Consider the following 17,750-nt stretch of genomic DNA (forward strand, 5'->3'; position numbering starts at 1 on the left):
TTGACTCTCCCCTTAGAGGATAATCTAAAATAGAAACTGCGGAAAGGAGTTGACATCAAAATGCTTAAAATCGGTGAATTTTCAAAGCTGTCCCACCTGACGGTAAAGGCACTCAGGTTTTACGAAAAGGAAGGTATTCTTATGCCGGCAGCCATTGATGAATGGACAGGGTACCGTTATTATGAAACCACGCAGTTAAATAAAGCCGCTGCCGTTAAGGCGTACAGACAGCTTGATTTATCCATCGAGGAAATAAAGGCAATTTTCTCGGGCGCAGACGTGAAGCTGATTCTTTCAAAAAAAGCAGACGTTCTGACAGCCGAGAGAAAGAGTATTGATGTTCGTCTTTCCGTAATTAAATCTATTTTGGAGGAAGACAAAATGAAGTATCAGGTAACAGAAAAGATCATCCCTGAAACCACCGTTTATTACGCCGAAACAACCCTTAAAAAGTATCAGGATATTATGAGTTGGATTCCTGCCGTCGGGGAAGAATGTGCAAAACTCAATCCCGATCTTAAATGTTCCGAACCGCCTTATGAATTCTGTGAATACCTTGACGGAGAACATAAAGAAACAGACATTAGGATTCGCCACAACGAAGCAGTGACTAAGGCAGGCACGGAAAGTGAAAATATCAAATTCCGCACTCTGCCCGAAACAAAGGTATTAAGCGTTTATCACAAGGGCGCTTATGACAATATCGGCGAAGCCTACGCTTTCATAATGAAGTACGCCGAAAGAGGCGGATACAAAACGTCAGGCCTTGCAAGAGAAAGCTATATAGACGGAATTTGGAATAAGGACTCAGCCGACGAATGGCTGACGGAAATTCAGTTGCCGATAGAATAAGACAGTGCGGCATTGTATAAAGCAATGTTGCTAAAAAGTACTTATGGGCGTTGCTCTGAAACCCCTCTGTGAGCCGCTCTTTCCCGTGAAGCGTATCCGGGAACTGACAGAATGCCTGCCGGGAGAACCTCCGAGGGAATGAGGTTGGTTCACTCCGCAGCCTTCGCAGGCTGCGGAGTGCCGGCGGCAATCCAGGGTGGGTATGACACAGACCGGATGACAGCGCTTGGATTAAACTATATGATCCCGGAGTGGAAGGAGATATAAAATAATGAATTGGACAATTTATGGAATCGAGTGTATTGGGGCGCTGATCCTGTTCACCTGCCTTATTATGATCCCGCTGTGCCAAAATCCGGTGTGGTGGATTCACGACTACCCCGAGGACATTCAGGAGAAATACTTTGAAACCCATGAGCGTATTCCCACTCAGGTGCTCAGCATCCCGGTGTTATTGAAAAAAGGCTTTGCGGTGTTGCTGGCTTTGTCAATTCTGACGGCTTTGGCACTTGCAGCAGGGGCAGACGATTTCATAACAGGATTTCTGTATTCCTACGGCCTTTGGCTGCTGGTGGACTGGTACGACTGTTTTTTCCTGGACTGGGTGCTGTTTGCCAACGTCAAACGCATTCGTCTGCCGGGAACGGAGCACATGGACAAGGCGTATCATCAAAAGAAGTACCATGTGATCCGTTCGCTGATTGGCATGGCCGTGGGGCTGATCCCCTGTCTGCTCACCGGGGCACTGGTCATGGTGGTGCGGTAAATAGGTATTTGATGTGTAGCGGAAAAGAGGCATATATGAGTGAAAAACCTGTTTTAGATAAGAATTTAGATAGCAAAACATTTCGTGATTTCTATTATTTGAAAGAGGAATTAGTAAACTTTTGCAGAGAAAATGGTATTCCTGTTTCGGGTGGAAAAATAGAAATAACAAATTCTTGAGGACAAGAAAAAAAGGAAAAACAAAAATTGATAAGCAATTTGAGTATAATACTTATATTCGAGATTTTTTCGCAGACAATAAAGGAAAATCTTTAGAGGAAGCAATTAAGTGTTGGAAATACAAAAAGCAATTACAAGGACATAATCGCTATGAAAGAACAGACCTTGTTGCAATAGAATGACAACTTTACATTTTTAAAAGAACAATGCCGATAGAATTGTCTATCGGCATTGTTCAATTTTATTTACTTGTTTATGTCATAAGCTAAGCGAACATACTCATAATATTCGCCACAAGCAAGCCTCCGCCGGTTCCTATAACGTAGCCGAGCAGAGCCATAATAATGCCAACCGGAACAAGCGCACTGTTGTAGGCGCCTGCAAGCACAGGAGCTGTGGCTGTGCCGCCGATATTCGCAAGCGAGGCAACTGCGCAGGTGAAGATATCCATATGCAGAAGCTTTGCGAGAATTACCATAATAATGATGTGAATTAAAAGGATAATGAGTCCTGTGAGCAACCACATTGGAGCATTGCCCATTGCACTAAGGTCAGCACGTGATGCTATAAGTGCAATAACAATGTAGAGCATAGTGTTAGAAAGCTCTTCGGTTCCTGCAAGCTTGCCGAACGGTGTGAGTGCAAGCAGTATGCCGGCAAACGAAACGATAAGAACAGTCCAAGTCGCCTTGTCAAAGAAAGGAATATATCCGGCAATCATATCGCCGAGTATTGAAGAGCCTGCCGATACCATCAATGCAGAACCGATAAGAATTGAAATGTTCTGGAATGTAATGGGCTTTTTGTTAGCCGCAGCCTCAGCTGCAAGTGCTGCACCCACGCTGTCAATTGTTTTTGTGTCAGCTTTTGTCCACTTGTTGAACACCTTTGAAAAACCGATAGCCCATAAAAGGAACATAACATATAGCGTAGCACAGATTGAATCCATTACAAGTGCATAAGCCATTGAGCTTTCGCTTACATTAAGAGCACTTTGGATGGCAAGCATATTTCCGCCGCCGCCCATCCAGCTTCCGCACAAGGCTCCGAGTGCCTGCCAAGCGTCAGCGCCGATAGCGCCTTTCATAATTATGTACGCAATAACAAAGCCGAGCCCGATAGAAACGGTTGCCGAGAAAAATCCAATCAGCATCTTAGGACCAAGCTTGACAATCTTTTTAAGGTCGCACCGCAAAAGCATCAAAAACAGCATTGCATAAAGTATAGGGTTTTTCATTGTTGAATAAGTTGCGGCTGTTGCGTCAAGGTCCCATAGCTTAAAGGTACAAAGCATCATAAGTCCCAAATAAATAAGTACAATCGGGGGAGCAAAGCTGAATACCTTTTTTGCAGTCTTGCCCTTAAAAAATCGAGGCAGACAAATCAAAAGAGCAGAGATAAAAATTATCGCTGCAAGATATAAAAATCCATCTTTAATCATAATTATACTCCTGTAATTATTTAGTATTATTTTAAATTTTTAAGCACGGTCTTAAGGTATTCCCAACATCGTTTTGCCGACGCAATTTCGATTTTTTCCTGCGGAGTATGTGCGTGCAGAATATTAGGACCAAACGATACTGCGTCCATATCGGGAATTTTTCCGGCAAGAATTCCGCATTCAAGTCCTGCGTGAATTGCGGTTACAACCGGCGGTTCACCGTACATTTCCGTGTAGGTTTCAATTAAGGTGTTTCTCAAGTTTGACTCCGCCTTGAATTCCCATGCGGGATAATCGGACATAAACTCTATGCTGCCATCAAGGTATTCGACAAACGATTTAAGCTTTTGTACAAGAGCTTGTTTGCCCGCCGAGGCGTTGCTTCTAATCATAAAGCAAAGTGAAAAATATTCATCGCTCGTCTCAAGAATACCCAAATTCAGCGAGGTCTGCACCATATTAGGAATATCGGGACTCATTGTCTGAACGCCGTTTGGAATCTGCAAAAGTGTAAACATAGCTTTGCGACTTGAACGGCTGTCCATACATTTTCCGGTGTCTGAGGTTTGTGTAATGTTTATTTCCAAGTCAGGCTCGTTAATAACCTTTTCATTCTTTATGGAACTTATAAACTTTTGGGTAACGCTCAAAAACAATTCTTTGTTTTTGTCCTCAACGCACACAACTGCTTCCGATTCCTTTGGAATGGCATTGTATTTTTTGCCGCCGGATATGCTCGAAATTTTAAAGTCAACATCTTGGCTTACAAAATTGAGCAATCTGCTGAGCAGCTTGTTTGAGTTGATTCTGCCTGAGTTTATTTCCGTTCCGGAGTGACCGCCCTTAAGTCCGCTGATGCTTATTTTATAGCAGCTACCGTTTGTGTTTTCGGTTGTAAAGGGAATTTTGCAGACCGCTCTTATTGCACCTGCACAGCTTACGGTGAGAATTCCCTCAACTTCGGAGTCAATGTTAATAAGCTTATTAGATGACAGCTTTTTAGCGTCAATCGCTCTTGCGCCTAACATTCCCACCTCTTCGTCAACCGTAAACAGCATTTCAAGCGGGGGATGGGGAATACTCCTGTCCTCAATCAGAGTCAGCATATAAGCAACCGCAATTCCGTCGTCACTGCCAAGTGTTGTGTCCTTTGCGAAAATGTATTCACCGTCGTTCAAAACCTCAACGCCATCACGCACCATATCCTTGTCACAGCTCTCGGTCTTGTCGCAGACCATATCAATATGTCCCTGTAAAATCACAGTTTCACTGTTTTCATAGCCCTGCGTTCCGTCAACATAGACAATCAGGTTGCCGTTATCCTCACGGTAAACCCTGCAACCGTGTTTCTCGGCTTGTAGAGCGCAGTAATCGCTTAAAGCCCTTGTGTTGCCGGAGCCGTGGGGGATAGATGCGATCTTGTAAAAATACTCAAACACCTTGCCGTGAATCGGGTCTGTATTCGCCATAATTATTCTCTTCCTCCTTCCTTTTTATTATGTTGTTTATATAATACCATAAGAATTATGTAATTACAACAAAAAAAGATGACAATTATGTAAGATTTAGTCATATTTCTATCTAAAGAAACTGATAAAAACGGTTGGCGGTTGCTTTGACAAGATAGGTGCCTCCTGTCACGATAATAGGACAAGAACTTATCCAAGTTAAGTTATTACAGCAGAAAGAAAAAATATATTAAAATACAAGGTAGTGATAACAATTGTCAAAACAATAGCAGGCGATATAAGTTTTAGTCAAGAAAAACAAGCTTCATAAAACTAATCCTACATTCTGTTTGCAGGAAATATAATAGTTGATATTGACAAATTAATTTGTGTGAATTATAATGAAATTAACCTATAAAGAGTGCGTGAGAGACAAGCTCGTTGATCGCACAGCAACCTGCAAAATGCAAGGTGCTAAAGCTTGACCGATAGGCGAAAATAATTGATTTCAACACCTATCGGATACGATGGGTGTTTTTTGTGTCCTCTTTTTAGGTGAAATTAATCTGAAGAGAGGACTTTTTATTATGAAAAGAACAATCAAGAAATTACTGAAAGAAAATTGCAGAGTGTATGTGTATCTGTCGGATAAGGACGTTGCAAAAAGATTTTTGCAACATGCAGAGAATGAAGGCTTTACTTTTGGTGACGGAGCAAAACCGACCTCCGGAGAATGTGACAGCATAATGGCAGTAAACGAAAATGCAACAATAAATTATGTTGGAGTGGCAGGCCGCATTGCATTTGGCTGTGCTGAGAAAATCGGGGATAAGAAACTTATGAGAGTTGATTATAACAAATATATTTCCGGTGATGAGAATTATATAATGAACAGAAATTTGGGTAATGCAGATGTATAAAAAACAATTATTTTTTATCCTTGAAACAACAAAGAGAGTTTTATTGGACACCTTATAGCTTATAATGATATTAAAGTAAAGGAACACAATAATATTTTAGAATAAAGGAGAATGGTTATGGGTCTGAAAATAGGTTTTACGGCAAATATTAATGATGAAGAAAAGTTGTCAGATGAGATTGTTGAGCAGACAGAATTTACACCAAGAAAATCTGTGGTTGAAGTGTATTTTCCTTCAAGAGATCGCTCATATCCATACTTCAATGATAGCTTTGACTTAAAGAAAGGCGACATAGTTTTTGTTGACGGCAAGCTTGAGAGAATTCGAGGAATAGTTGTTAACGTAACTTACAATTTTAAAATAAAATTATCTGACTATAAGCGTGTTATTGCCGTTGCAGACACAAATGTTAAAGGCGAGCTCTTTTTTGCAGGCTCACACTTGATTTCATTTGACCGACAAATTATTCCATACGGTAAGGTCGTTAGATGGTTCAAAGCACCTGAAAATCCTGATGATGAAGTAGTATATGGTGATGACGGCGAAGAGTATGAACTTGATGATTTTCAAAGTATGAACATAAGTGGAGAAATACTCTCTCGAGGTCACAAGTATTATATGGACAACAAGGTCGTGTATATTTCACTTGACGGAAAAAACGGCAAAGCGATTGTAACAGGAAGTGGAATCTATGAAGTGGAGTTTACATATGAAAACGGGATGATAAGTAATCTCACCTGTGATTGCTACTGTAGTTATCATTGCAAGCACGAGGTAGCAGTAATGTTTCAGCTCAGGGATATTCTCCACACAATTTTTGAAAACTATGAAAATAAATACAAGGAGATAAATTACTTTGCAGCAATATGCAGCTCTGATTTGTTTGCTGTAGCAGTTGATATGAACAAATCAGGCAGTGTGACTTTGAAATAATAAAAAGGGAAAAAAGAGTTTCAGACTGACTTAATCATTATGAGTATTACATTTAATTCTACTGCCAAATAAGTGTATCGCAAAGTTGAACTTGGGTTTAATGGCGAGAACGTTTCCCATTGATTTAATGTATATATAAAACCAAAACGCCGTTATAGAATACTGCTATAACGGTGTTTTGCAAAAGGTATTGACAATGAATGGGGCATATGTTAAAATATAACATATAAAACAGGTAGGTTTAATAGGCGTAAGTGAAAGCGAACGTCTAAGGGAAAATTTTTATGATGTTTTTAAGAAAGAAACGATGTTGTCACTGAACATTGCAAAAAATACAATAAATAAAATTCATTGATATACGAGAAGACGAAATCTATGAAAACATATGAAATTTCGGAACCGATTGGTTCTACTCCGCTTGTACGTTTGAAAAATTATTCGTTAAACAGAGAGCTTGCCGCAGCCATTCTTGTAAAGATTGAGTTTTCCAATCTCTTTAAGTATACTTGGTTAATGCTTGACGTTACCATTTTATTGTAACATATCAAATGTAACCCTGTAATTAATTTACAAAGATATAATCTAACTGATGTTGATTTTTGCTTGCTTTAGTGCTATAATCACAGAAGATATAAGAGAATATTAAGTGAAAATGTCAAAAATAGTTTATATTGCCATTATATATGGTGTCTACTATTGCGGGCTGTATTGCAAAAGTGCTGATTTTCTGAAAGATTATGTTTCGTGTGCGGCTGTTAAACGAAGTTGTTAACCTTAGATGACTGCTTTTGCTGTCTTTTAAATTTGATATTTGATATATTTAAAATTATGGAAAGGTGGCATAATTGGTTGATGAATAGAAATTCTAAGCATTTGTGTAAAGAGCAAGTCAAGAAAAGAAGAAGTCGAAAATGGTATTGCAAGGTATCAGCTGTGATTGCTGTTATTGTCGCTTTGTGTACCGTCCAATTCCTGATAATGCCTGTAATTGCTATTGAAAATGAGCAACTGGTTCTTGACTGTCCGCTGAATATTCATCATCACACGGAACAATGCTATGACTCTGATGAAAATCTGATTTGCGGTGAGGCAGACTTTGTTATTCATTCGCACGATGAAAACTGTTATAATGAGGAAAACGAGCTTAATTGCAAGCTGCCTAATATAGATGAGCACCGGCATACCGAAAATTGCTATGAAGAGCAGCAAGTTCTGATTTGCACAAATGAAGAGAGTCATACCCACGATGACAGCTGCTATGAGACTGAAAAAACGCTGATCTGCGAGGAAACGGCGGTGCTGCACACACATGACGATACCTGCTATGACAAAAACGGAACGCTTATTTGCGGCAAGCTTCAGATAACCAAGCATATACACGATGATTCTTGCTATAAGAAATTGGAAAACTCGGTTAGTTCGTCTGTTAAAAGGGATGTAATGCCATTAAGTAATACAGACGAGGGCACACAAAGAAGCGCAAATTGTGGCTATGGCGAAGACGGTTCAATCTGGTGGGACAAAGCATCAAGCCTGCAACAGGTAGCAGTTACAGGTATTGAGGAAAACACGCCTTATATCATTGCCGGAAACAGTCGGCGTAATGTTCTGACTAATACAGTCATCGACGGTAATATGTTAGAAGCGAACCGGCCGGGCTTAGGTAATGCCAGCAATTATAAAAGTTATGAAATATGGTGTTTTGAAAAAATAGATGATAAGTATCGTATCTATGACGGAAACGGTCAATACTTGAAGCTGCAAGGTCAAAGCCTTACTTTGACAAGCATGGACGATGCGTCCGCTTTTACGGTGCAACAGGCTACTCTTGAGGAATATACAGACTGCGTTACAATCGAATCAAACGGCAATTATCTGAATACGTTTGGAGATGATAGTGATTATTGCAGCGGCTGGGCAGGGTGGAGTGAAGCCGACTCCGGCTCTTGTCTGCAAATTCTGGACTATAATGGTGAAATGCAAACGGCTAACCGGGTCGAAACCGTTTCTTCAACCAACACAGTCACCAATCTGTTTGACTACTGGGTGTCGCAGAATAAAAATGACCCCGACAATGTAGAGGCAGATTTGAACGGCAAGATTAATCAGGACCACGCTCTTAAATTTGTGCACGGAGATCAGGAAGGTGCGTCAGTCTTGAATAAATGGACCGGCGATGGATTGAACCCCCTGCAGGGTGTTGTGCAAAATAATCTTGTCGACGGGTATCCTGTTCTTTCCGGCAATTACCAGGGGGAAGGAACCGTGTCGACCGAATCTCTGGAATACCTGTTCAATCCGGCATATGAGAGCCAGGGAAAACAGTCATTCAGAAACGTGAACGGCCTGTTTTCCGTAGACAACGAGGGCTACTATTCCTTTGACTGCAAAACGCAAATGGCAGAGTTTGACAAAGAGAGCCATAAATTTAATGTTTATGACAAGCCTTCGTTGGACGGACAGTTTTTTCCACTCAACAAAGCGCCTGAAATTATGGCATCCACAAGTCAGGACTCAAAGTTGAACCACTATTTCGGTATGACCATAACTAACAGATTTCTCCAGGAGAACGGAGGATATACTAACGAAAAACGTTCTACGCCTACCACCTTTGAATTTTCAGGCGATGATGACGTGTGGGTTTTCATTGACGGCGTGCTTGTAGGCGACGTGGGTGGTATTCATGATATGTCAAGCGTAAACATAAATTTTGTTACCGGCGAAGTAGAAGTGGGTGTTGTTGATGGATATGAACAACCGATTAAGACAACCTTAAAAGAGTGCTATGATGCTGCCGGAAAGTCTGACATTACGCAGTGGAACGATAATGGTACATACAAGGACGGTACCGTACATACGCTGAAGTTTTTCTTCCTGGAGCGTGGTAATTTCGACTCTAACATGAAATTGAAATACAACCTGACCGAGGTTCCCCAGACCGGCATCAAAAAGATTAACGAATACGGCGAACCTGTGCAGGGGGCAACCCTTGCAGTATTTGCAGCAAACAGCGCATATGATTTGCTCTATAACAAGGGCGGTGCAGTTGTTGACGTGCCGCCTGATAGTGAACTAGAATATAATGAAAATGGAGATATGATAGACAGCTCAGGAAATATTCTGGCTCAGGCACTGTATTGCGGCACTACCGACGAAAATGGTGAGTTGATCTTTGTAGACCCGGACGGTAAGGATTATACCATAAACGAGCTTGGTGAGTTGTTTGGCGATAACTTTATTATCAAGGAAGTAAAAGTACCGACCGGTTACCGAATGGTATCCAGTAACGTACACCTTAGAATATTTCAAGGCACAACACAAAAAATAATTATGTGTGATAACACCACGGATTCAGGTGTCCGTTCGGCAACCAATTATCAGGTAACGGCTACTGACGCAATTTATCTGCGAAGACCGTATAACGGGAGTGAAGCCGTAGAATATTGTGACATGGACGGCAATCCTTTCGGTACGTTGTTTGCCGTAGTATTTAAATATACCGGTGAAGTAGATGAAAACGGCGATGCAGTGGGAGATTTTACCAGTGAAAGCAGTTGGACGCCGTTATATGGCAGCGATGACGACGGTTATCAGCTAATTGATATGAGTGGCGGAAAAAGCTTACTTAATGCTTCAATAGAGGCGGCAAAAAAGGCGCAGGAATATGGCAATGTTTGCTTTAATAAATCGGTTTCCGGTAATATGAAGATTACAATGGAAAACCTTCCCGGACATATCTCAGCCTATTACGACATGCTCGGTGAAGACGAACTCAAAAATGTGCAATATTTGGTTTGTTACTACTGGACAGACCAGTCAAGCCTTAAAAATGCAACAGCCGACAATACATACAGTGTGAATTCATACCCCGGAACGATAGACGGTGTTCAATACAATGGTTTTGGGCGTTCATTCGGTGCAGAAATTCAGATTCCAAACCTGATAAACGATGTGTTTGTTCAGAAGCTTAATGAAAAAGGTGAAAAGATCAACGGCGCAACCTTTGCTATGTATCAGGTAAAGCAGTTGAACGATAACACAATACAGTATCTTTTGGAGGACGGCGAATACCACACTCTTTCAGAAAATGCAGTCATTTCTTCCAACGGCGAGATTACCGACGGAGAAATCCGTATCACTCCGTTGAAAACCGATGTAACAAAATCGTTTGAAGATGGAATCCATGTCGGTACTGTCAGGTTTATGAATTTGACTGCCGGGCAATACATTATAAAAGAGGTAAACGCTCCGGCAGGGTATTCTCTGAATACGTCGGATATCATGGTTCTGGTGACAAAGGATACAATCTATGCCAATGCCGGAACAGTAGATGACGGTGTTACTGTTGGCAGAGGACCGGGCTACTTGGTTAGTCCTCTGCATGAGTTCGCTTCAGTAGGTCAAATCAACACTACCTTGTCTTGGGTTTATGCTCAGATGCGAATATCTAATGAGAGCAAAAGCTTTGCCGATGTTGGAGATGCGAGCAAAATCAAAGACGGCTACCTGATGATAAATAATTCAAATGAAACTACAACGGACGAATCGAAGATTTTCAGAACATACCTGATGTATGCAAAAGATAATAAGGGAGTTGCATTTAACTATGTGCCTAATAAGATACGCAACGAGGGTAAGGATTCGGACGGGTACCGACGCCTGTTTACTACTGAGGGCTGGCCGTACTATGAAATATACCAGGATTATGAATATGGATCTGTTGAAGCTGAAAAATTGGGTGCAACCTACGACGACTTGCGAGGAGACGAGTTGACTAATCTATTCTCACGTTCTACGTATATCAGGGTTACGGATAATCAGAAAACAACCTTGAAAGTGAAGAATGTGAACAAGTCAAACGAAGCACTTTCAGACGCTCAGTTCAGGCTGTACCGCTTGAATTTACAAAACGAAAATGAGTATTACGCAGGGTACAGCGAAAATAATGTGAGCTGGAATACAGATGTTAATACTGCTATGGTTGTGACCACAGACACTGACGGGGTAGCGCAGGCGTTTAACGGACTTACTAACGGCGAATACTATCTGGAAGAGGTCAAGCCCTCAAACGGGTATAATAAGCTGAATGAGCCGGTGAAGCTTATCATAGATAAGGCAACGCTCACTTTGTCTCCGAGAGATCCGTCTGACGAACAACGAGCATATGTAGACGAGGGCGTAGCGGATGAGAATGGTCTATACACCTACACAGTTACCATTTTAAGCAACAAAAGTGCTGAATTGCCTATGGCAGGCGGCAGCGGAATATTTATGTACATAGCAGGAGGAATATTACTTGTTACGATTTCTGTTGTGTGTGTTTGCATAAAAAAACGCATAAACAAAAGGCAGTGATACGACATAACCTACGCAAGGCATCACCACGAAATTTATTTAAGCGACCCTCGCCGCTGTGATGAAAGCCGACTGAAAACGGTTATAAGGTATCCAATCAAGAAAAAATAATGCATAAAGCGGCACAGAAGCTTGGGGTACTGTGCCGCTTTACTTATAGCTTAAAAATGAATATTAAATAAATATTTAAATTTATCCTTGAAATTTTTGTTTATATATTGTAAAATATCCTTATGAAATTATGAGGATACCCTGTTTACTCTACGTATCCTAATTCGGAGGCACATAATATGGAACATATGTATAAGATAAGAACGAAGAATAAAGACCTTTTCCTGCGCATTGCAAAGGGTCATTTTGCTACCACACACAGCCATACAAACTACTATATAGACGTTACAACCCAGAAAACAAGGCTCTCTGAGGCTAAGGCGGTTGCAAAGGCGCTTGTAGCACACTACCGTGCGAACACAATTATTGATACAATATTCTGCGTAGACGGCACAGAGGTTATAGGCGCTTGTGTTGCCGAGGAGCTTACAAAAGCGGACTTCATCAATATGAACGCTCACCAGACAATCTACATAGTATCGCCGGAGTTTACATCGGGCGGACAGTTGATTTTCCGTGATAATCTCACCCCAATGATTACAGGCAAGCACGTTCTTGTGCTTGCGGCGTCTGTTACAACCGGCAAAACTGCTCTTGCGGCTATTGACGCTGTGAATTACTACGGCGGCACAGTTGTAGGTGTATCGGGAATATTCGCAACCGTAACCGAGTGCGGCGGAATTCCTGTTAATTCAATTTTCGACCCCAACGACCTTGACGGCTACGAAAGCTACAACCCGCACAACTGTCCTCTTTGTAAAAACGGAGATAGAATTGAGGCAATTGTAAATAGCTATGGCTACTCAAAGCTGTAAGCACAAGTTATAAAAATATCGGAAATTAAAATGCGGCACTTAAAACAAAGTGCCGCATTTTGCGTTCTTATTTAGCTCCACTCAGATACAGCTGCCTTTTTACCCCTGATATGAATGTCGTTTTTGTTTATATAAGATTGCTTTCTGCAAGCCAAAAGCTCTGCTCTGCCTTCTCTTGACCTTGTGTATATTACCTCAGAGTCGCCCATAGAAGAACGTAGGTTAGCCGCCAAAAGCTGTGCGTTTTCTTTTTTTGTGCCTAATATAGCAGGACAGGCGTAGCTTTGGCTGTAAATCCTTCTGACGTTCTTTTTCTTAACCAATACATATCTTGGGTTTTCAATTGGCGAGAGAAGCTCCTTAATCGCTTTTTTAAAAACTTCTTTCTCATGTGCACTTGCATTTTTTAGTGCAGCGCTTACGGTTGTGCCTGCTTTATCGCTTGTAACTTCAACATAAGCGTCTTGGCTGTTAATTTCTCCTGCGGATTTAAGCGACCTGAGTAAAGCCGTTGCAAAGGTCTGCACAGTCTTTTTAGGAGAAACAAAGCCGCTTGTTTTTGAGAGTGTTACAAAAGCGAATATCAAGCCTGCTAACGCAAATGCAGCTGCTAAAACCGCACCTGCCGTAATGGATAAGGTGTTAAGCGTTAATGCGCATACAACCGAAACAACAAGCACGACAAGCGAAATAATTAACATAACAAGCGCAAGCCTGTTTTTGAATGAATATCCCTGTGGCTGTACCTCGGCAGGAATTTCGCTTACGTCTATTACCTCGGTCTTTTTGCCGACGCCGATTGAATTTTGCCACCGTGCAGCCATCGCTGCTCTGTTTTGCGAAAGCTCAAGCATCTGAGCGTTTATTCTGTCAAAGCCTTCCTTAGTATACGGCGGTTTGATTATGTCGAGGCGCTGCACGCCGCTTTCAATTGTGTTTTTGTTGTAGCTCGGAGCGAGGAAACCCTCAAACCGTCTTTCCATTGTGGCAAAGTCGTTTCCCGCTATGCCGCCGCTGTTTTGGGTATCAGGCTCAACCGTTACCAAATGCCATATGTTTGAAGCCTTACCCGGATTTGTCTTATCCATTCTAATTGCTCTGCCACGCATTTGGTTTGAGAGCATAAAGCTGCCGACAAAGCTTGCAAGTATCAGCGAATTTATGCACGGCGAATCCCAACCCTCGCCAAGCAGTGATTTTGTGCCTATAAGAATATTGATCAATCCTTGTGAAAATGCCTCGGTGATAACGGCAACCTTGTTCTTGTTTGAGCCGCTGAAAGCAGCTTCACTGTGCGAAGTGTCAGCTATCGGCTTTGACGAAAATTCAACGCCTGCTTTTGCCGCAAGCTGTGATACAGCAGTTATTATGTTGTTTGGTAAAATGACAAGACCACCCGAAAGTACAGCAATACTTGCACTGCTGCCGAGTGTTCGCCGCAAGGCTTCAAATATCGGAACAGTACCCATTGAGGTTATGTTGCTTTGTGTGCCGACTATACCCAACATATCTCTTTTGATATAGTCGGTAAGTATAAGCATACGCAAATTACAGCCAAGGCTCTTAAGCTCTGCCGACGCTATTGCTTCAATGCTCTTAAGCTTTCCAAGTGATGAAATCATCATTTTATTAATTTTTCCATTGCCTGTCAGAGCAACCGCCTTTTTCTCAATCAGTCCTGATTGGGAAAGCTTTGTAAGCAAAGCCTTTGACACCTGTTCGCCGAATATAGACGGTGAATCTATAACAAACTGAAAGGCAGTCTGTGCAAAGGTTATGCTGTATTCCGGAAGTCTGTCGCTCGGCGATACAAGCGTTATAAGGTCATTAGGAATTTTTACTCCTACGTGTTTTGCAAGGCACAGTATGGCAATAAAACCCTGTGTATTGTCAAGAATACATTCCTCGTTTTCACGGTAGCTGCTTAGTACAGGTGAGAACAAAATCTGCTTGAATATTTCTCCGGATAATACCTCTTTTACAGTCTGCTCCGCCTTTTGATTGTATTGGCGCAGCACAGCCGTTTCTTCGTCAGTCGGGTAATTGAAGTAAATGTAGTCCTGATGAGGGCACAGTGTTTTCTGTGCAACAAGCTGAGGAACAAATATCTCCTCGTCAATTTCACCGCAAAGCGAAATGTACCTTTTCCATTCGTTTGGCGTGCTGTCATAGGGCGGAGTAGCAGTAAGCGAAATAACATACACACTGCCTGATACCGCCTCAATAAATCCCTCAAGCGACTTTTGCCATTCACTCCTCAAATGATGAGCTTCATCAAGACATATTGTGCCGATTCCGTGCGCTTTGATTTGTGCTATAAGGTCAAAATCCTTGAAGTCCTCAGGTGCGTCATATTCACAGTCGTCGTCATCGTCGCTGTGTTCGTTTGGAATAGATGTTTTTGTAAATGCAGAATGAAGCGCCTGGTATGTCACTGAGGTGAGCAGGCTTGGATTTTTAAGGTCGTATGATATATACCCGTCACCGGATTGCCCGTTCAAAAAGCCACTGCAAAATCTTTCACCCCACTGCTGTTTTATTGTAACAGACGGCGATAGTATAAGCGCAGGTCGGTTTATCCGGCGGATTAGCTCAAGACCAAGTATTGTTTTGCCGCTGCCCGGAGCAGCAACAATGTGGATTTTTCCGTCATTAATATGGCTTTGCGCATTGTTTAACACCTTTTGCTGATAATCCCGAAATACGCCGTTGAAGCGTGTATGTTCAAATGTTTTCATAAAATACCTCGTATTCTTTATAATGAAATCGGGGCAGTGAATAAAAACTGCCCCAAATTATTACTATATATTAAAGTGTTTTTGCTATTTCCTTAATGTACTGCCTGAATCCGTCCTTAACCTCAGGGTGCTGAAGAGCGACCTCAACGGTAGCCTTTAATATTCCAAGCTTATTACCCATATCATATCTTGTGCCCTCAAAGTCAACCGCAGTCATACCCTTTGTTATGGCAAGCTGACGCATAGCGTCAGTAAGCTGAATCTCACCGCCGACGCCGGGCTGTGTGTGTTCAAGAATATCAAAAATCTCAGGCGGAAGAACACATCTGCCAAGAATTGAGAAGTAGGATAAAACGTGGTCTTTGTCAGGCTTCTCAACCATATCGGTGCATTTGTAAATGTTGCCCTCAAGCTTGTCAACCTTAAGAGAGCTGTATTTATGTATGTCCTCCGGCTTTACCTCTTTAACTCCGACAACGCCGAGCCCATATTTTTCATACGCCTCAATAAGCTGACCGCAAGCAGGGTTTTCGCCAATGATAACATCGTCGCCATACAGCACAGCAATAGGTTCGCCCGACGCAAAAGCCTTTGCACGGCTTATTGCATGACCAAGACCCTTGGTTTCCTTTTGTCTTATTGTGTAGATATTTGCAAGGTCGGCAATATTTTTCAATTGTTCCAGAACATCGTCCTTGCCGCTTAGCTCAAGGCTGGACTCAAGGTGCGGTGAACGGTCAAAGTGATCCTCAATAATTCCCTTTCCTCTGTTTGTTATAATCAAAATGTCAGTGATTCCGGATTTTACAGCTTCTTCAACAATATATTGTATTGACGGTTTGTCGACGATAGGCAGCATTTCCTTAGGCATAGCCTTTGTCGCAGGAAGAACTCTTGTGCCAAGTCCTGCTGCAGGGATAACGGCCTTTGTAACTTTCATACCCATTTCTCCTTTTTAATTTTTGTTGAATTTGTTAAACTATTTGAATTATAAAATTGAACGCAAAATAACATACCATAACAACAACCGCCGCTATTGTGTTTACACCGCCGGCATTCGCCAAAGCTTCCTTGAGGTTTACGGGCTTGGCGTCCTTGATTTTTTTAATATGCTTTGCAGTATGCTTGTAATAAATTCTGTTTCCCACGAGTCCGCTTACAAACATTGTGACAAACATTACAAGATTAGCAAGGCAAGGCAAGATGAATTTCCAAAGCTCAAGTGCGCTTAAGTTATTAAATGCGTAATCAACAATCTGAACAGAGGTTGCCGCAGTGCCAAGTGTTTGCTGAATGTCGCTGTAAGTTCTCAAAAAATCATTGATAAAAAATGCCTCGGTTGTCAAGCAGGCGGCTATAATTGCAATGAAAACAGCGCCCGCCGCATAAAGCTTGCGATATAAATACCATGCGCCGGTAAAAAGTGCGGAGGAGAGGTTGAAGCGTCCCTTGCCGAAGCGCTTAAAATTTTTAAACACCGGCAGGTAATAAAAAGCATTGGTCTTAACGTAGCTTTCACATTCCTGCGCCGTAACACCGGGGGATAATTCCTCGTCCATAGATATTCCGTAATTTGCGTAGATATTAGACGTATCGAAGCCGCCAAAGCCAAACGGAACACCCTGCGGTGCTGTGCCGCCAAACGGCGGAGCGGTGCGCTGGCTTTGCGTGTTGTCCTTAGAGTCATCGTCACCAAGTGGACGGGCGCAGCTAACGCAAAACATAGCATCCTTCGGGTTTTCAGCGCCGCAATGCGTGCATATTGAAACATCGCTGTTTTCGCCCCAGCAAAAGTCTTCTCCGTGCTTGTCGGAATTCACGCATTTTCCAAGACGTTCATAGCAGCTCCTGTGCTGAGGAGTGCCACATTCCGGGCAGACAACAATATCATCGTTGTCGTCAAACGGAACGCCGCACACCTGGCATCTTTTATCTTTGAAGTCCAAAAACATAAGCTCCCTTCAAATTTGTATAAAAACAACATTTTATTTTCATATTATAACAAACACCAGCTGAATTATCAATTGTTTTTCGGAACAATTCAATTATTTCAATTAATTTTCCGATGTATGTGTTAAAATGATATGAACCAATAAAAAGAGAAGTAACTTCAAAATATGGTATAATGGATTAGCTACAAAACATTAACCAAGAAAGAAGTACTTCTCATGAATATATTAACACAAGAAGCA

13 protein-coding genes, 1 pseudogene and 1 riboswitch are annotated in these 17,750 nt (G+C 41.8%); of the genes and pseudogenes, 9 read left to right on the forward strand and 5 right to left on the reverse strand.

The features are described from left to right. Positions 1 to 60 precede the first annotated feature (60 nt). The 3 genes from GMA13_RS09735 to GMA13_RS10660 all read left to right on the forward strand — a co-directional run bounded on the left by GMA13_RS09735 (position 61) and on the right by GMA13_RS10660 (position 1,797). On the forward strand, positions 61 to 852 hold the full coding sequence (locus GMA13_RS09735; protein ID WP_255883455.1) for a MerR family transcriptional regulator: 792 nt from the start codon (positions 61 to 63) through the stop codon (positions 850 to 852). A gap of 271 nt (positions 853 to 1,123) precedes the next feature. Next, entirely contained in the window at positions 1,124 to 1,618 is a 495-nt protein-coding gene (locus GMA13_RS09740; RefSeq protein ID WP_255883456.1) for a hypothetical protein, read from the forward strand. A gap of 35 nt (positions 1,619 to 1,653) precedes the next feature. Further along, positions 1,654 to 1,797 (forward strand): SAP domain-containing protein, encoded by a 144-nt coding sequence (locus tag GMA13_RS10660; RefSeq protein ID WP_370687084.1) that lies wholly within the window; start codon positions 1,654 to 1,656, stop codon positions 1,795 to 1,797. A 265-nt stretch (positions 1,798 to 2,062) separates the two neighbouring features. Here the strand turns inward: GMA13_RS10660 and GMA13_RS09750 are convergent, their stop codons facing one another. Beyond that, the gene (locus GMA13_RS09750; RefSeq protein ID WP_255883458.1) at positions 2,063 to 3,238 is read right to left on the reverse strand and encodes a DUF819 domain-containing protein; all 1,176 of its coding nucleotides are present in this window, start codon (positions 3,236 to 3,238) and stop codon (positions 2,063 to 2,065) included. Positions 3,239 to 3,264: 26 nt separating this feature from the next. After that, positions 3,265 to 4,707 carry an aminoacyl-histidine dipeptidase gene (locus GMA13_RS09755; protein WP_255911169.1) on the reverse strand — a complete coding sequence of 481 codons (1,443 nt, stop codon included), beginning with the start codon at positions 4,705 to 4,707 and terminating at the stop codon, positions 3,265 to 3,267. A gap of 388 nt (positions 4,708 to 5,095) precedes the next feature. Next, a riboswitch (SAM riboswitch) is annotated at positions 5,096 to 5,181 on the forward strand. Positions 5,182 to 5,273: 92 nt separating this feature from the next. Between GMA13_RS09755 and GMA13_RS09760 the strand changes: the two genes are divergently transcribed. The 6 genes and pseudogenes from GMA13_RS09760 to GMA13_RS09785 all read left to right on the forward strand — a co-directional run bounded on the left by GMA13_RS09760 (position 5,274) and on the right by GMA13_RS09785 (position 12,820). After that, positions 5,274 to 5,606, forward strand: a complete 333-nt coding sequence (locus GMA13_RS09760) for a hypothetical protein (RefSeq protein ID WP_255911172.1) — start codon at positions 5,274 to 5,276, stop codon at positions 5,604 to 5,606. Between the two features lie 117 nt (positions 5,607 to 5,723). After that, a complete protein-coding gene (locus GMA13_RS09765) occupies positions 5,724 to 6,539 on the forward strand; it encodes an SWIM zinc finger domain-containing protein (RefSeq protein ID WP_255883461.1) in 816 nt (271 codons plus the stop codon). Positions 6,540 to 6,914: 375 nt separating this feature from the next. Next, complete coding sequence (locus GMA13_RS09770; RefSeq protein WP_255883462.1) at positions 6,915 to 7,079, forward strand: hypothetical protein; 165 nt, start codon at positions 6,915 to 6,917, stop codon at positions 7,077 to 7,079. Positions 7,080 to 7,391: 312 nt separating this feature from the next. Next, on the forward strand, positions 7,392 to 11,894 hold the full coding sequence (locus GMA13_RS09775) for a SpaA isopeptide-forming pilin-related protein (RefSeq protein ID WP_255883463.1): 4,503 nt from the start codon (positions 7,392 to 7,394) through the stop codon (positions 11,892 to 11,894). Positions 11,895 to 11,897: 3 nt separating this feature from the next. Further along, positions 11,898 to 12,005, forward strand: a pseudogene (locus GMA13_RS09780) (transcriptional regulator); the annotation flags it as partial. Between the two features lie 179 nt (positions 12,006 to 12,184). Further along, positions 12,185 to 12,820, forward strand: coding sequence for an orotate phosphoribosyltransferase (locus tag GMA13_RS09785; RefSeq protein ID WP_255883464.1), 636 nt, complete (start codon positions 12,185 to 12,187; stop codon positions 12,818 to 12,820). Positions 12,821 to 12,891: 71 nt separating this feature from the next. Here the strand turns inward: GMA13_RS09785 and GMA13_RS09790 are convergent, their stop codons facing one another. The 3 genes from GMA13_RS09790 to GMA13_RS09800 form a co-directional block, all read right to left on the reverse strand. Then, a complete protein-coding gene (locus GMA13_RS09790) occupies positions 12,892 to 15,558 on the reverse strand; it encodes a DEAD/DEAH box helicase family protein (RefSeq protein ID WP_255883465.1) in 2,667 nt (888 codons plus the stop codon). Positions 15,559 to 15,628: 70 nt separating this feature from the next. Next, positions 15,629 to 16,498 (reverse strand): UTP--glucose-1-phosphate uridylyltransferase GalU, encoded by an 870-nt coding sequence (gene galU, locus GMA13_RS09795; RefSeq protein ID WP_255883466.1) that lies wholly within the window; start codon positions 16,496 to 16,498, stop codon positions 15,629 to 15,631. A 34-nt stretch (positions 16,499 to 16,532) separates the two neighbouring features. After that, positions 16,533 to 17,504: an RING finger protein gene (locus tag GMA13_RS09800; protein ID WP_255883467.1), complete on the reverse strand. Its 972-nt coding sequence runs from the start codon at positions 17,502 to 17,504 to the stop codon at positions 16,533 to 16,535. Between the last annotated feature and the right edge of the window lie 246 nt (positions 17,505 to 17,750).

Origin of the sequence: Ruminococcus sp. zg-924 (genome assembly GCF_024433635.1) — a bacterium.
Lineage (GTDB): Bacteria > Bacillota > Clostridia > Oscillospirales > Acutalibacteraceae > UBA7067.

Coding starts and splice junctions, on each gene's coding strand:
- GMA13_RS09775 (WP_255883463.1), top strand. CDS start 7,392: ATGAATAGAAATTCTAAGCATTTGTGTAAAGAGCAAGTCAAGAAAAGA.
- GMA13_RS09735 (WP_255883455.1), top strand. CDS start 61: ATGCTTAAAATCGGTGAATTTTCAAAGCTGTCCCACCTGACGGTAAAG.
- GMA13_RS09760 (WP_255911172.1), top strand. CDS start 5,274: ATGAAAAGAACAATCAAGAAATTACTGAAAGAAAATTGCAGAGTGTAT.
- galU (WP_255883466.1), bottom strand. CDS start 16,498: ATGAAAGTTACAAAGGCCGTTATCCCTGCAGCAGGACTTGGCACAAGA.
- GMA13_RS10660 (WP_370687084.1), top strand. CDS start 1,654: ATGAGTGAAAAACCTGTTTTAGATAAGAATTTAGATAGCAAAACATTT.
- GMA13_RS09755 (WP_255911169.1), bottom strand. CDS start 4,707: ATGGCGAATACAGACCCGATTCACGGCAAGGTGTTTGAGTATTTTTAC.
- GMA13_RS09770 (WP_255883462.1), top strand. CDS start 6,915: ATGAAAACATATGAAATTTCGGAACCGATTGGTTCTACTCCGCTTGTA.
- GMA13_RS09740 (WP_255883456.1), top strand. CDS start 1,124: ATGAATTGGACAATTTATGGAATCGAGTGTATTGGGGCGCTGATCCTG.
- GMA13_RS09785 (WP_255883464.1), top strand. CDS start 12,185: ATGGAACATATGTATAAGATAAGAACGAAGAATAAAGACCTTTTCCTG.
- GMA13_RS09790 (WP_255883465.1), bottom strand. CDS start 15,558: ATGAAAACATTTGAACATACACGCTTCAACGGCGTATTTCGGGATTAT.
- GMA13_RS09750 (WP_255883458.1), bottom strand. CDS start 3,238: ATGATTAAAGATGGATTTTTATATCTTGCAGCGATAATTTTTATCTCT.
- GMA13_RS09765 (WP_255883461.1), top strand. CDS start 5,724: ATGGGTCTGAAAATAGGTTTTACGGCAAATATTAATGATGAAGAAAAG.